Origin of the sequence: Natronomonas pharaonis DSM 2160 (assembly GCF_000026045.1) — an archaeon.
In the GTDB taxonomy this organism is placed as follows: Archaea; Halobacteriota; Halobacteria; order Halobacteriales; family Haloarculaceae; genus Natronomonas; species Natronomonas pharaonis.
Genome location: NC_007426.1, coordinates 1,766,154 through 1,778,356, shown reverse-complemented (window position 1 = coordinate 1,778,356; position 12,203 = coordinate 1,766,154). Strand labels below are relative to the sequence as shown.

The window sequence follows — 12,203 nt, the reverse complement described above, 5'->3', positions numbered from 1 at the left end:
GGAGCAGACGCCTCGGCGTGCTTGGCAAGGGTTAAATGGCGCGGCACCGGACGGAGAGGTATGAGTAGCACAAGCGACAAACGCAGGGACCACTCGTGTATCTCCTGCGGTATCAGCATTTCCGGAACGGACGCGGCGAAGTTCGACTGTCCGGAGTGCGGAACGCTGATTTACCGCTGTTCGAAGTGCCGCAAGCAGAGTAACCTCTACGAGTGCCCCGACTGCGGGTTCACCGGACCGTAACAACCATGGGAAAAGTCGCTGCCAAGATGAAAGTCATGCCGCAGAGCCCCGAGGTCGACCTGGACGAACTTCAGGACCGCCTCGAGAACTCCCTGCCAGAAGGCGCGAAGATCAGCCGCGTCGACCGCGAAGACGTCGCCTTCGGCCTCATCGCGCTGTTCCCGACGGTTATCATCCCTGACGAAGCCGGCGGGACCGACACCGTCGAGGACGCCTTCAGCGGCGTCGACGGTGTCGAAAGCGTCGATGTCGACGAAGTCGGCCGGATATAAACCACCATCTCTCCGTTTTCCAAAGCGAGCACACCTTGATAGCCGCCGGTGTCAGGGTCTCGACCCCGCGTTCCGAGACCGTTACTTTGATGCATAATACCTCGAATACTTCGGTGCGGCCGGCACTCCGCCCACGGCGAGTGGGCGGCTGGGGAAGGAGCGTCGCCGGAACGCACCTTTTATGTGTGGGTCCTGTTTAGGGTGGGTCAAGAATGCCTAGTTCGAACGGTCCACGTCAAGCAACTCGTAACAAGCTGAAAAACGACGCTCGCGAACGCGGTACGTCGCCGCCGCAGCGTTCCATCGAAGAGTACGACGACGGCGAGAAGGTCCACCTCAAGCTCGACCCCTCGGTTCCGAACGGTCAGTTCCACCCGCGATTCAACGGCCGCACCGGAACGGTCGTCGGCGAGCAGGGCGACGCCTTCAAGGTCGAAATCGAAGACGGCAACGTGACCAAGACGGTCATCGCCGCCCCTGCACACCTTCGCCGCCAGCAGGCATGACGATATTCAAGGAGGTACTCGACGAAGAGTACCTCACGACACCGGAGGCCAAGGAGCTGCTGGCTGACATCGAGGCCGAGCGCGCGCTCGACGAAGACCGCGAAATGCGGTACGAACTCGCTCGTGCCATCGAGCACGTCAACCGCTTTGCCCTCCTCGACGTCGAGGAAGCACAAGCGCTCGTCGAGGACCTACGGGAGCTCGAGAAGGTGGACGAGGCAACCGCCTACAAGGTCGCAAATCTCCTGCCGGAAGACCGCGACGAGCTCCGGACCGTCTTCGCACAGGAACGGTACTCGCTTTCGGGCGACGAACTCGACGACATTCTCGACATCGTCGCCAAGTACGCCTGAATCGACCCCTGTTTTAAATATCGGCTTCCCGTACGTGGGTGTATGAGCGACGACGGAGACGACACCGCAGCACGGACAGCGGTCGTGTTGGATTTCTTGCCGCGGGGGAGCCCGAGCGACGACCGACCACAGTACGAGAAGTCCCCGGTCGCCTTCGCGGTCGGCGAGGAGGACTTCCAACTCGTGGAGGCGGCGCTTACCGACGACGCCGGTATCAACATCGGCGACCGAATCGAGATTGATCCGGTCGGAGACAACGTCAAAGACCTCCGGACCGTTGAGTATAGGGACCTCACGAGCACCGCCGAATCGGAACTGGAGTACGCTATCGAGTCGATAATCGATGCCGACGAGGCGCAGTTTGTTGATTTCTACAACGACGCCCAGCCGATTACGACCCGGCTCCACGTGCTGAACCTCCTGCCGGGAATCGGGAAGAAGCTCCGGAACAACGTCCTCGATGCCAGGAAGCGACAGCCCTTCGAGGATTTCGACGACATCGAGGAGCGGGTTTCAGGACTCCACGACCCCAAAGGCGTGCTCATCGAGCGAATCACTGAGGAGCTACAGGAAGACGACCTGAAGTACCGCATCTTCGCCCGCCGTGACGACGAGTAGCGGCAGTGAAGGGTGAACCATATACGACTCGCGGCATAGACTGCTGATATGCGCGACCCCGACGCGCTCCTCGTCCGGGCAGGCGTCCGCGGCGACCCGGAGCGCGACCAGCATTTCCTCATCGACGACCGCGTTCTCGACCGCCTACCGGGCTATCTGCCGGACTCGGCCGACACTGACCACGTCCTCGAAATCGGTGGCGGGACGGGGGCACTCACTGACCGACTGCTTGACGTCGCCGACCGCGTGACGGTTATCGAACGAGACCCCGGGCTGGCGACGTTTCTGACCGACGAGTTCGCCGACGAGATCGAGGCGGGGTCGTTGACCGTCATCGAGGGGGATGCACTGGAGGTCCCACTGCCCGATTTTACTGCATCCGTGTCGAATCTCCCGTACGGGGTTTCCTCGGAGATTGCGTTCCGGCTGCTGCCCGAAAAGCGGCCGCTGGTGTTGATGTTCCAGCAGGAGTTCGCCGAACGGATGGCTGCGGAACCAGGGACAGACGAGTACGGACGGCTCTCGGTGACGGCCGGCCACTACGCGGATGTCGAGGTTGTTGAGCCGGTGCCGAAAGAAGCGTTTTCGCCGCCGCCGGCGGTCGAAAGCGCCGTTGTGCGAACGACACCACGCGAACCGCCCTACGAAGTGCCGGACGACGAACTGTTTATGCGCCTCGTCCGGGCTGTTTTCACCCAGCGTCGTAAGACGATGCGGAACGCCGTCCGGAATACGACGCACATCTCCGGCATTGAAGACGCCGAGGCAGTCGTTGAGGCGGCCGGGGAGGACCTGATGAGCAAGCGGGCCGGGAACGTCCCACCGGAAGCGTTCGCCCGCCTCGCGGCCATCGCCGCGGAGGTCGACGGCTGATGTCGATACGGACTACCCATTGAGATGGTTCCCGCGAACTCGATACCGTGGTACTGGCGGATCATACGGCGTATCCAAGTAACGTTCGATACGCCGACCGCACAGTACGCTGCGACAATCGGGGCAGTAGTGACCTTCGTAGCCGTCTCGCTTACCGTCTACTATGGCGGCCGACGACTCAAAGCGCGTCGCGACCCGGACGCGGTAGAGGCGATGCAGTCGATTGCCATCGCCGTAACTGCCATCCTCGTGAGCGCCTTTCTGGTTGCGGTGTGGCGTACCTCTAGTGAGGTGATCGAGGCGCTCGGCTTTCTTTCGGTGACTCCCGAATCCGGCGTCAAAGCGCTTGTGACGGTTATCGTCGTCGCCGTCGGGTACGCCGTTACGCGGCTGACAAAGCGGTCGATAAAATACGGAAGTGGCCGCGTGACGATAACCCCACACCAGCGTGAGCTGGCCCACCATCTCGTTCAGATTGTGGTGCTCGTGCCGGTGTTGGCGTTTATTATTGCTCTCTGGGGCATTCCGGTCAGCAACATCTTCCTTGGGGCCGGTGTGCTCGGTATCGTGCTCGGCTTTGCGGCCAGAAAGACACTCTCGGGCATCCTTTCGGGGTTTGTCATCCTCTTTGCCCGGCCGTTTGAAGTCGGCGACTGGATACGCGTCGGCGAGCGGGAAGGCATTGTGACCGACATCACCGTCTACAACACACAGATACGGACGTTCAACGAAGAGCACGTGCTGGTGCCGAACGATACAGTGACGGAAAACGAGATTATCAACTACTCGAAGACAGACCGGCTCCGAATCGAGACCGATGTCGGCGTCGATTACGAGACGGACATCGGGACTGCGGCCGCTGTTGCGGCCGAAGCGATGGAGCGGGTCGAAGCGGTTGCCCCCCAGCCGTCACCGGATGTCATCCGACTGGAGTTCGCCGACTCGGCGGTTATACTGCGGCTACGCTACTGGATAACGACCCCGACGGTCCAAGAGAAGTGGCGTGCACAAAACGCGGTCATCGAGTCCGTCAAGCAGGCCTTCGAGGACGAAGGCATCAAAATCCCGTTCCCACAGCGTGAACTCACCGGACGAGCGGAAACCGGTGGATTCCATATTACAAATACTCCGACTGACAACGACGACAGCCGGAAAGCGGTCCGTCGTCGGCCGGGCGCAGGCGGCGACATTTCGGAACCAGTCGAGGACGACCTCGCTGACTCGGACGACGAGGAGAAACACCCGGCTGCCGATTTCGAGGAGTCAGTCACGGACCCGCCCGCAGACGAGGAGGCGAGACGGTGACGCTCGAAGACCGCCGTGAGATGCCGACTGTCTACGAGCCTGCGGAGGACTCACGACTACTGGCCGATACTGCAGTCGAACGAGTCGATGGCGGTGTCGCGCTTGAGGTCGGCGTCGGCTTCGGCTACGTCGCCGCGCAGGTCGCCAGCGCAACCGAGACCCGCGTCGTCGGCTGTGATATCAACCCCGAGGCGTGTGTGCGCGCCCGGGAAGCCGGTATCGAAACAGTGCGGTCGAACCTGACCGACCCCTTCGCGGCCGACAGCTTCGATGTTGTGCTGTTCAACCCGCCCTACCTCCCAACGCCTCCCGAAGAAGAGTGGGATGACCCACTGGAACATGCTCTCTCCGGCGGCGAAGACGGCCGCCGCGTGATTCGGCCGTTTCTTGACGACCTCGGCCGAGTGCTGCGGCCGGCCGGCCGCTGTCTCCTGCTCGTCTCGTCGCTGACCGACATCGATGCTGTCGTCAAACTGGCAGCCGACGCCGGCTTCGAGAGCCGTGAAGTGGCCGAGGAGTCGTTCCCGTTCGAGCGGCTCGTCGTCCTTGAAATAACCCATGCGAATAGCTGAGTAGGAAATATTAAACGCCGTCATCTCGTAGCCGGCTGCAATGACGGAGGTACTCGCTACGACACCCGGGCTGTATCCGCTGCCCGACTGGGCGAAAGACGAGCTGTCGGACCTCAAAGGCCATCAAAAGGACGACCTGATTTCCGGCGACGAGTCCGACGCCATCGTCGACGCCTACGAACGCGCTCGCGCTGACGTGCTCGAATGGCAGACCGACGCCGGAATCGACCGCGTCGTCGAAGGCCAGCTCCGGTGGGACGACATGCTCGCCCACCCGCTCTGTGTCCACGACAGCGTCGAGACCCGCGGTATCGTTCGCTACTACGACAACAACAACTTCTATCGGGAGCCGGTCGTCCAAGACGCGCTGACTCCTGACGGCGACGTTGCCGACGAGATTGCCGCCGCCGACGGCGTGAATCAGGCCGTCCTCCCCGGCCCCTACTCGCTTTCCGAGCTCGCGACCGACGAACATTACGGCGACGACGCCGCGTTCCTTGACGCTGTCGCCGACTTCCTCGCCGCGGAGGCGGGGGCGCTCCCCGATGTCGAGACGCTGTTCCTGTTGGAACCGTCTCTCGTCACCGACGCCCCGGACGACGGGGCCGACGAGCGTGCCAGCGAGGCCATCGACGCCGTTGCCGACGCCGTCGACGCCGAGGTCGTCGTCCACACGTACTGGGGTTCGATTCCGGAGAAGCCCTACGCCCACCTGATGGACGCCGACATCGATGCCATCGGCTTCGACTTTGTCACCGACCACGAAGGAAGCGTCTACAACATTCAGGAATACGGCACGAAGGACAGCATCGCACTCGGCGTCGTCGACGGGCAGAACACGCTCGTTGAGACGCCCGAGGAAATCGCCGAACGCGTCGAGTGGGTCGAAGAGCAGGTCCCTGTCTCCGAGTTCGAACAGCTCTATGTGACATCGAACACCGAGCTGTTCTACCTGCCGACAAACAAGGCCGAAGCGAAGCTGAACGCACTTGCGACCGCCGCAGCCGAGGAGGTGCCCCGATGAGCAACCGTTCCCTTCCCGAAACGAGAGCACAGTTCCGCCCGAAGGACCATCCGACCGAGCATTTCCTCCTGACAACCGTCGTCGGCTCCTACCCCAAGCCGAAGTGGCTCAACCGGGCGAAGGAACTCGCCGAGGACGACGACCGGGACTTCGACGACGACGACCTCGAAGAGGCCCTTGACGACGCTGCTCGACTCATCACCGAAGAACACACCCGCGCCGGGCTAGACGCCGTCGTCGACGGCGAGATGCGCCGCAACGAGATGGTCGAGTACTTCGCCGACCGCATCGACGGCTACGAGTTCAACGGCCCAGTCAAGGTCTGGGGGCACAACTACTTCGACAAACCCTCCGTCGCCGACGAGGTCGCATACGACGAGCCGTGGCTGGTCGACGAATTCGAGTTCACCACCGGTGTCACCGAGCGACCGGTAAAAGTCCCGATTACCGGCCCCTACACGCTCGCGTCGTGGTCGTTCAACGAACACTACGAGGGCGAGGCGGAACTGGCCTACGAGTTGGCCGACCTCGTCAACGAGGAAATAAACCGGCTTGTCGAGGCCGGCTGCCGATACATCCAGATAGACGAGCCGGCGCTGGCGACGACGCCGGACGACCACGCCATCGTCGGCGAGTGTCTCGAACACATCGCCGACGGTATCCCCGAGGACGTCCGTCTCGGGCTACACGTCTGTTACGGCGACTACTCGCGCATCTACCCGGAGATTCTGGACATGCCGGTCCATGAGTACGACCTCGAACTCGCCAATGGCGACTACGAACAGCTCGACGTGTTCAAAGAGCCGACCTTCGAGAAAGACCTCGCACTGGGTGTCGTCGACGTTCACACGACGGACGTCGAGACCGTCGAGGAAATCAAGGAGAACATCATCAAAGGCTTCGAGATCGTCCCGCCGGAGCGGCTCACCGTCTCGCCCGACTGCGGCGTGAAGCTGCTGCCCCGTGAGGTCGCCTATCAGAAGATGGAGAACATGGTTGAAGCGGCCCGACAGGTCGAAAAAGAGCTCGACGCCGGCGAGATAACCGTCGGCTACGCCGGCCAGTAAGCGGTTTTCGTCTTTTTTTTATTCGTCTGTCTCGTCACCGGTTGCGGCCGCATCCTCGGTGTCGCTGGAGGCTGCGACCAGCGACAGAACGATGCTCCCGACGCCGGCCAGCGCAACGAGTACGCCCTCGGTACGGACCGCCGAGACGTACCAGTCGCTCGGTTCGAGGTCTTCGGGGTTTTCGTAGCCGACAAGCACCATCCGCGTCAGGTACTCGAGTTTCTTTTCCGGGAAGACGGCGGCGAAGACGCCGTATGCGACCGCGAGTGTTTTCCAGAACATACCGATGGCTACGAGCGGGGAGGATATAAAATCGGGGAGCGCGTCGGCCGCGGTCAGCAGCCGTTATTCGTAGAGCCAGGGCTCGTCGATGCGCTCGTAATCCTGCAGTTCGTCGTCGTCGAAGAACAGCCCGATTTCGCGCTCGGCGGAGCCGGGCTCGGTGTCGGAGCCGTGGATAACGTTGCGGCCGAGGTCAAGCCCGAAGTCACCGCGGATGGTGCCGGGCGCGGACTCGGCGGGGTCGGTCTCGCCCATCATGGTCCGGACCTGCGCGACGGCGTCCTGTCCTTCCCAAACCATGGCAAAGACCGGCCCGGAGGTGATGAACTCCTTGAGCTCGTCGAAGAACGGCTTGTCGACGTGCTCGGCGTAGTGCTCGCGGGCGAGCTCGTCGTCGATTTGCATGAACTTGCCGGCGACGAGCTTGAGGCCGCGGTCCTCGAATCGGGAGACGATGTCGCCGATGAGGCCGCGCTGGACCCCGTCAGGCTTTACCATCACGAAGGTGCGCTCGGTGTCGGCCATCTACGCTTGCACCTCTTCTTCGTCTTCCTCGTCGGCAGCCTCTTCCTCGGCGGCCTCAAGATCGGGCGTCTCCTCGGCCGCTTCGTCGGCTGCTTCCTCGTCGGCAGCCTCAGCAGCCTCGTCTTCCTCGTCGGCCGCTTCGTCTTCGGCTGCTTCCTCGCCACCAGTCCATTCGAGGTCACGGGCTTCGCGGCCCATGAAGTAGTTCTTCTCGCACTTCGAGTCAGCGAACCAGAGCACGGTACCGTCGTTTTTGACGTACATCGTGCCGGTTCCCGGCTCGATTTCCTGTCCGCTGTAATCGCAGGTACGTTTCTGAACCATTATTGTCCTCCGATGGAGTCGGCCTCACGAGCGGTCTCGCGAAGCTGAATCACGTCGCCGACACGGACCGGGCCGAGGACGTTCCGGGCAATGATACGGCCCTGGTTTTCGCCCTCTTGGATCCGGCATTTGACCTGCATGGCTTCACCGTGCATGCCGGTCTCGCCGACGACCTCGATTACTTCGGCAGGGGTCGCGCCGCCTTCTTCTTGTTCTTCAGCACTCATCGTTGGTCACCTACTGAAGTTCCTCAACTTTCTCGGCGATATCCTCGACCTCGCCGTTCGCCTCGCCGGCATCGACGATGGCCGCGGCAGCGCTGCCGACCTGCAGGCCAGCGGCGTGGCCGATGTCGTCCTGTGTACCGACGAAGACGTACGGAATCTCCTTTTCGGTGGCGATCTCCGGAAGGTGCATGACGACCTCCTCGGGGCTGACGTCCTCGGCGACGAAGACCAGTTCCGCGTTGCCGCGCTCTACGGCTTTCGTCGTCTCGTTTGTGCCTTTCTTTACTGAGCCGGTGTCCCGGGCGACCTCGAGCGCCTCAAGGGCGTCGTCTTCGAGGTCGGCCGGCACGTCGAAGTCTACATATACTGACATTGTTGAACTCCTCCTACGCGCGGGCTCGCGCTCCCCCGCCGTCGAACCGGGCCGCCTGTGACCTGGTTCTCACGCCCGAACCGGACGTGTCGATTCCCTTCCGGCTAGGAGCATCACAACCCCGCGTAGGCTGTACACCACCGTACTGCACCCCTGCATAAAAGCGCTTATGAACGCCGCTCGGCGTGCGACTCCACCGCAGACGGCGGGAAGCATCGATGTGCGGCGTACTCTCATGGACCAGCTTGTCGCCGAATATTTTGGCCATCCAAAAAGATACTTTCTAACAAAAGAACTGAATTTCATTTGGTGGAAACGCTTAAGGCGGATGCGGACGAAATAGCGTCTGTATGAGTACCCAAGAGACCGTCCGCCGTCAAGCCGGCAGCGTCGAAGAGACCGCTCTCAACATCGACCCCGAAAAAGCAGAACAGCTCGTCGACGCGCTAAACACCGACCTCGCCGCGACGTACGTCCTCTACCACCAGATCAAGAAGCACCACTGGAACGTAGAGGGTGCTGAGTTCCTCGACGTCCACGAGTATCTCGGCGAGGTCGCCGCGGACCTTGAGGCCGACGCCGACGAACTCGCCGAGCGTGCACAGGCTATCGGCGGCGTTCCACTCGCTGGCGGAGCGACGTTCGAAGAGCATGCCCCCATCGACCCCGAAGGAGACGATGTCTACGACATCCGTACCTCGCTGGAAAACGACATCGAGGCCTTCGGCGTTATCATCGATTCCCTGCGGGACCACATCGAACTCGCCAACGACCTCGGCGACTACACGACGGAAGAACTACTCCGTGATGTGCTTGCGGGCGTCGAAGAACACGCCCACCACCTCGAACACTACCTCGAAGACGACACGCTCGTCCTCGATTCGGCGACGAAATAACGCTGCCGCTTACCGTCTGACGTCGACGGTGTAGTCGGTCGCTATCCACCCGTCGCTGTTTCCGGGCTCGGTGAAGACTGTTTTTTCCGGCGATGTCGAGTGTGCCCGTAGCTCTATCGGGGCCGACTCCCGGTCTGAAGCCGCTGTCATTACCCCGTATATGATTGGTCTGTCAGCTAAAGTGTTTTGGTCGGCCTAAAAGAACGGGGATGGACACTACTGTTTTGGGTGTCGAATCCCCACGTAGAATATGGACGACCGGGAGCGTGACCTCGCCGAAGCGGCCGATGAACTCGCGGAGACGCTGGAAGCGCTGCGCGAAGAGCTTACCGAACCGCGTCGCGGGCCGCTCGGTATCCCGCAGCCGCCGCGGCCGGCCGAGCTACTGCGGTTTACTGAACAGTATACGATCCCGGCGCTCATCTCGCTTTTTGAGGCTAGTATCCGCACACTGGAGCTGCTTGCTGCCGGCATCAGGCTTGTTGATGGTCGTCCGGTCTCGACCGACGACGACCGGGACCGCGTGGTGGCCGCGTTCGAGGCTGCCGGCCGCGAGGGTGGCGACCGCCTCGCCGCCGCGAGTCACACAACGCTCCGGAAACTGGACGACGCGCTCGCAGAGCTGCAGGCGGCCGCCGCTGGCGGCGACCCCGGTGACGAGGAAATCCGTGAGCTGCTCTCGGAGGCGCGCTCGCTTCGTGCCGAGGTCAGCGACCAGCTTGCGGCGGCGACAGATGCCTCCGACATATCATCTCCCGACTCCAAGGGCGGCACCACCGACGCGGGAACGGACACCAGCGACGACGACGCCGGTACCGATGTGTCCAGCTCTGAAGTTGGCATCGATGTCGATGAGGAACTAGCCTCGATAAAACGGACCGTCGACGGCGGCGACAGCGATGCGGACGCTGATGCCACCGACAACAACGAGTAACGGGCAGCGCTTCCCGTGGGCCGCTATTCGACCGGCTCGAACCGATAGCCGTCCCATGATTGACTCTCCGGGTCCCGGATGCCGGCCTCAGGGTCCCGAAGCTCCTCGTGGTAGACTGGACGGACCTCATCGCCGATAGCAACATCGCCAGTGGTCAGTTGTCCAAGCGCTCGGACCGCTTGCCCGTCGACACGGAACTCGACTATCGCGAGGTGGTTTGGCTCCCGGACCCCGACCGGCGTCGCGTGCGAAGTCGTCCACGTGAGCACTTCGGCAGTGTGGTCGCTCAGGTCGACCGTTCCGACTGGCTCGTCGCCGTTTGGGCCGACCGGGTGCCCCGGATACGTAATCGAGCCGTCAGGGTAGCGATACGCTTCCATCGTCATTGGCTTGCCTCCATGATGGTCGTGTTGACGCAGTTTCCGAAGCCGCCGATGTTGCAGGCGAGCCCGATGTCGGCATCGACCTGCCGGTCGCCGGCGTCGCCGACAAGCTGTGTGTAGAGTTCGTAGGCCTGTGCGACACCTGTCCCCCCGAGGGGATGGCCACGGGCCTTCAGTCCTCCGGAGGGATTTATCGGAAGCTCACCGTCGAGCTCGGTTCGGCCTGCCTTGACGTCTTTCCAAGCCGCCCCTTCCTCGGAGAAGCCAAACGCCTCCATCTGGAGCAGCTCAAGGATAGTGACCATATCGTGAAGTTCCGCAACGTCGATGTCCTCGGGCTCGACGCCGGCCATCTCGTAGGCCTGCCGTCCCGACTCGACGACGGCGCTCATTGATGTCGGGTCGGGTCGCTCGTGGACGACGTGGGTGTCAGTCGCGCCGCCGACACCTGAGACGACGGCGAACTCGTCGGCGTACTCGCGGGCCTGGTCGACGGGACAGAACAGCAACGCTGCTGAACCGTCCGTTACGGGGCAGTAGTCGTAGAGCCGGAGCGGGTCGGCGACCAGCGGCGACTCCAGCGCTGTCTCGACGTCTATTTTTTTCTTGAACTGTGCGTCAGGGTTTTTGACGCCGTTATGATGGTTCTTCACCGCGACTTCTGCGAGGCTCTCCCGGGGAGCGTCGTACTCGTCTAAGTACAGCCGCGCCGCCAGCCCGGCGAAGGACGGCAGCGTCACGCCGTGTTTGTACTCGACCGGATGCGTTATCGAGGCGATGATGTCGCTGGATTCGCCGGTCGTTCGATGGGTCATCTTTTCTCCGCCGACCAGCAGCGTCATTTCGGACGCGCCGCTGGCAATGGACTGCCAGGCAGCGTAAATACCGGCCGCTCCTGACGAAGACGTCTGTCCGACACGCTGTGCGTAGGCCGGCACCACCGATAGGTCGTGTGCGAGCGCGTTCTGAATGCCAGTTTGCCCCTCAAACTCGCCGCTTGCCATGTTCGATACGTAGAGGTGGTCTACCTCTCCCGGAGTGACTCCGGCATCGTCGAGACAGTCTTTCCCCGCCTCGGCGAGCAACTCGCGTATCCACTTCTCTCGCGTCCCGAAGTTCGTCATCGAGGCTCCGATGACGGCTACGTCTGGCATACGTGGGCCTCTCCCGGTGAGCCCCTAATACTGTCGGACATCCTCCCCATCCCGAAAGTCACGAAACACTGGATGGCGGAACGACCACAACGGTTGATATCGGGTGGTTGCTGTGCCCCCGACAGAGCACCGTCTCGGTTGTCCACAGCTTCTCAATTAGCTGTGGTGGTTGGTACCTATCCAAGCCGTGGGACGAACGGAAGGGTTTTTGGCCTACCTAAACAAAGGGGCGAACAATGAGAACCGACGGCCCGTTCCGAACACTCGGAGGT

The 12,203-nt window shown here is 62.1% G+C and carries 20 protein-coding genes; 12 read left to right on the top strand and 8 right to left on the bottom strand.

Features of this window, described 5'->3' with window-relative positions; translation table 11 throughout:
* Positions 1-60 precede the first annotated feature (60 nt).
* From NP_RS14165 to NP_RS09065, 10 genes are all read left to right on the top strand, one after another.
* A complete protein-coding gene (locus NP_RS14165) occupies positions 61-243 on the top strand; it encodes an HVO_2753 family zinc finger protein (RefSeq protein WP_011323553.1) in 183 nt (60 codons plus the stop codon).
* Positions 244-248: 5 nt separating this feature from the next.
* Complete coding sequence (locus tag NP_RS09105) at positions 249-515, top strand: elongation factor 1-beta (RefSeq protein ID WP_011323552.1); 267 nt, start codon at positions 249-251, stop codon at positions 513-515.
* A 212-nt stretch (positions 516-727) separates the two neighbouring features.
* Complete coding sequence (locus NP_RS09100) at positions 728-1,021, top strand: 50S ribosomal protein L21e (RefSeq protein ID WP_011323551.1); 294 nt, start codon at positions 728-730, stop codon at positions 1,019-1,021.
* A complete protein-coding gene (locus NP_RS09095) occupies positions 1,018-1,374 on the top strand; it encodes an RNA polymerase Rpb4 family protein (RefSeq protein WP_011323550.1) in 357 nt (118 codons plus the stop codon). Before NP_RS09100 ends, NP_RS09095 begins: the two co-directional genes overlap by 4 nt.
* Positions 1,375-1,416: 42 nt before the next feature.
* Positions 1,417-1,992 carry a DUF655 domain-containing protein gene (locus tag NP_RS09090; protein WP_011323549.1) on the top strand — a complete coding sequence of 192 codons (576 nt, stop codon included), beginning with the start codon at positions 1,417-1,419 and terminating at the stop codon, positions 1,990-1,992.
* Between the two features lie 48 nt (positions 1,993-2,040).
* On the top strand, positions 2,041-2,865 hold the full coding sequence (locus NP_RS09085; RefSeq protein WP_011323548.1) for a 16S ribosomal RNA methyltransferase A: 825 nt from the start codon (positions 2,041-2,043) through the stop codon (positions 2,863-2,865).
* A gap of 24 nt (positions 2,866-2,889) precedes the next feature.
* Positions 2,890-4,170 carry a mechanosensitive ion channel family protein gene (locus NP_RS09080; protein ID WP_011323547.1) on the top strand — a complete coding sequence of 427 codons (1,281 nt, stop codon included), beginning with the start codon at positions 2,890-2,892 and terminating at the stop codon, positions 4,168-4,170.
* Positions 4,167-4,742, top strand: a complete 576-nt coding sequence (locus tag NP_RS09075; RefSeq protein ID WP_011323546.1) for a HemK2/MTQ2 family protein methyltransferase — start codon at positions 4,167-4,169, stop codon at positions 4,740-4,742. The genes NP_RS09080 and NP_RS09075 overlap by 4 nt, the downstream gene beginning before the upstream one ends.
* 40 nt (positions 4,743-4,782) lie before the next feature.
* Positions 4,783-5,766: a methionine synthase gene (locus NP_RS09070; RefSeq protein WP_011323545.1), complete on the top strand. Its 984-nt coding sequence runs from the start codon at positions 4,783-4,785 to the stop codon at positions 5,764-5,766.
* Positions 5,763-6,833 carry a methionine synthase gene (locus tag NP_RS09065; protein ID WP_011323544.1) on the top strand — a complete coding sequence of 357 codons (1,071 nt, stop codon included), beginning with the start codon at positions 5,763-5,765 and terminating at the stop codon, positions 6,831-6,833. Before NP_RS09070 ends, NP_RS09065 begins: the two co-directional genes overlap by 4 nt.
* Positions 6,834-6,851: 18 nt before the next feature.
* Here NP_RS09065 and NP_RS09060 read toward each other — a convergent pair whose 3' ends face one another.
* The 5 genes from NP_RS09060 to rpl7ae form a co-directional block, all read right to left on the bottom strand.
* Entirely contained in the window at positions 6,852-7,115 is a 264-nt protein-coding gene (locus NP_RS09060; protein WP_011323543.1) for a hypothetical protein, read from the bottom strand.
* 63 nt (positions 7,116-7,178) lie between these two features.
* A complete protein-coding gene (gene ndk, locus NP_RS09055) occupies positions 7,179-7,640 on the bottom strand; it encodes a nucleoside-diphosphate kinase (protein WP_011323542.1) in 462 nt (153 codons plus the stop codon).
* Entirely contained in the window at positions 7,641-7,964 is a 324-nt protein-coding gene (locus NP_RS09050; RefSeq protein ID WP_011323541.1) for a 50S ribosomal protein L24e, read from the bottom strand.
* Positions 7,964-8,191 (bottom strand): 30S ribosomal protein S28e, encoded by a 228-nt coding sequence (locus NP_RS09045; protein ID WP_011323540.1) that lies wholly within the window; start codon positions 8,189-8,191, stop codon positions 7,964-7,966. The genes NP_RS09050 and NP_RS09045 overlap by 1 nt, the downstream gene beginning before the upstream one ends.
* A 10-nt stretch (positions 8,192-8,201) precedes the next feature.
* Entirely contained in the window at positions 8,202-8,564 is a 363-nt protein-coding gene (gene rpl7ae, locus NP_RS09040) for a 50S ribosomal protein L7Ae (protein ID WP_011323539.1), read from the bottom strand.
* Positions 8,565-8,914: 350 nt separating this feature from the next.
* Between rpl7ae and dpsA the strand changes: the two genes are divergently transcribed.
* Positions 8,915-9,460: a DNA starvation/stationary phase protection protein DpsA gene (dpsA, locus tag NP_RS09035; protein WP_011323538.1), complete on the top strand. Its 546-nt coding sequence runs from the start codon at positions 8,915-8,917 to the stop codon at positions 9,458-9,460.
* A gap of 9 nt (positions 9,461-9,469) precedes the next feature.
* On the opposite strand, the gene NP_RS14785 is transcribed toward dpsA, so the two are convergent.
* Positions 9,470-9,610, bottom strand: a complete 141-nt coding sequence (locus NP_RS14785) for a hypothetical protein (protein ID WP_011323537.1) — start codon at positions 9,608-9,610, stop codon at positions 9,470-9,472.
* 100 nt (positions 9,611-9,710) lie between these two features.
* Between NP_RS14785 and NP_RS09030 the strand changes: the two genes are divergently transcribed.
* Entirely contained in the window at positions 9,711-10,394 is a 684-nt protein-coding gene (locus NP_RS09030; RefSeq protein ID WP_011323536.1) for a DUF7547 family protein, read from the top strand.
* A 23-nt stretch (positions 10,395-10,417) separates the two neighbouring features.
* Here NP_RS09030 and NP_RS09025 read toward each other — a convergent pair whose 3' ends face one another.
* A complete protein-coding gene (locus NP_RS09025; RefSeq protein WP_011323535.1) occupies positions 10,418-10,780 on the bottom strand; it encodes an OB-fold domain-containing protein in 363 nt (120 codons plus the stop codon).
* Positions 10,777-11,931, bottom strand: a complete 1,155-nt coding sequence (locus NP_RS09020) for a thiolase family protein (protein WP_011323534.1) — start codon at positions 11,929-11,931, stop codon at positions 10,777-10,779. Before NP_RS09020 ends, NP_RS09025 begins: the two co-directional genes overlap by 4 nt.
* Positions 11,932-12,203: the final 272 nt, after the last annotated feature.

What these genes read in the sequence shown, in the direction of transcription:
- NP_RS14165 (WP_011323553.1), top strand. Translation starts at nt 61, where the DNA reads ATGAGTAGCACAAGCGACAAACGCAGGGACCACTCGTGTATCTCCTGC.
- NP_RS09105 (WP_011323552.1), top strand. Translation starts at nt 249, where the DNA reads ATGGGAAAAGTCGCTGCCAAGATGAAAGTCATGCCGCAGAGCCCCGAG.
- NP_RS09100 (WP_011323551.1), top strand. Translation starts at nt 728, where the DNA reads ATGCCTAGTTCGAACGGTCCACGTCAAGCAACTCGTAACAAGCTGAAA.
- NP_RS09095 (WP_011323550.1), top strand. Translation starts at nt 1,018, where the DNA reads ATGACGATATTCAAGGAGGTACTCGACGAAGAGTACCTCACGACACCG.
- NP_RS09090 (WP_011323549.1), top strand. Translation starts at nt 1,417, where the DNA reads ATGAGCGACGACGGAGACGACACCGCAGCACGGACAGCGGTCGTGTTG.
- NP_RS09085 (WP_011323548.1), top strand. Translation starts at nt 2,041, where the DNA reads ATGCGCGACCCCGACGCGCTCCTCGTCCGGGCAGGCGTCCGCGGCGAC.
- NP_RS09080 (WP_011323547.1), top strand. Translation starts at nt 2,890, where the DNA reads ATGGTTCCCGCGAACTCGATACCGTGGTACTGGCGGATCATACGGCGT.
- NP_RS09070 (WP_011323545.1), top strand. Translation starts at nt 4,783, where the DNA reads ATGACGGAGGTACTCGCTACGACACCCGGGCTGTATCCGCTGCCCGAC.
- NP_RS09065 (WP_011323544.1), top strand. Translation starts at nt 5,763, where the DNA reads ATGAGCAACCGTTCCCTTCCCGAAACGAGAGCACAGTTCCGCCCGAAG.
- NP_RS09060 (WP_011323543.1), bottom strand. Translation starts at nt 7,115, where the DNA reads ATGTTCTGGAAAACACTCGCGGTCGCATACGGCGTCTTCGCCGCCGTC.
- ndk (WP_011323542.1), bottom strand. Translation starts at nt 7,640, where the DNA reads ATGGCCGACACCGAGCGCACCTTCGTGATGGTAAAGCCTGACGGGGTC.
- NP_RS09050 (WP_011323541.1), bottom strand. Translation starts at nt 7,964, where the DNA reads ATGGTTCAGAAACGTACCTGCGATTACAGCGGACAGGAAATCGAGCCG.
- NP_RS09045 (WP_011323540.1), bottom strand. Translation starts at nt 8,191, where the DNA reads ATGAGTGCTGAAGAACAAGAAGAAGGCGGCGCGACCCCTGCCGAAGTA.
- rpl7ae (WP_011323539.1), bottom strand. Translation starts at nt 8,564, where the DNA reads ATGTCAGTATATGTAGACTTCGACGTGCCGGCCGACCTCGAAGACGAC.
- dpsA (WP_011323538.1), top strand. Translation starts at nt 8,915, where the DNA reads ATGAGTACCCAAGAGACCGTCCGCCGTCAAGCCGGCAGCGTCGAAGAG.
- NP_RS14785 (WP_011323537.1), bottom strand. Translation starts at nt 9,610, where the DNA reads ATGACAGCGGCTTCAGACCGGGAGTCGGCCCCGATAGAGCTACGGGCA.
- NP_RS09030 (WP_011323536.1), top strand. Translation starts at nt 9,711, where the DNA reads ATGGACGACCGGGAGCGTGACCTCGCCGAAGCGGCCGATGAACTCGCG.
- NP_RS09025 (WP_011323535.1), bottom strand. Translation starts at nt 10,780, where the DNA reads ATGACGATGGAAGCGTATCGCTACCCTGACGGCTCGATTACGTATCCG.
- NP_RS09020 (WP_011323534.1), bottom strand. Translation starts at nt 11,931, where the DNA reads ATGCCAGACGTAGCCGTCATCGGAGCCTCGATGACGAACTTCGGGACG.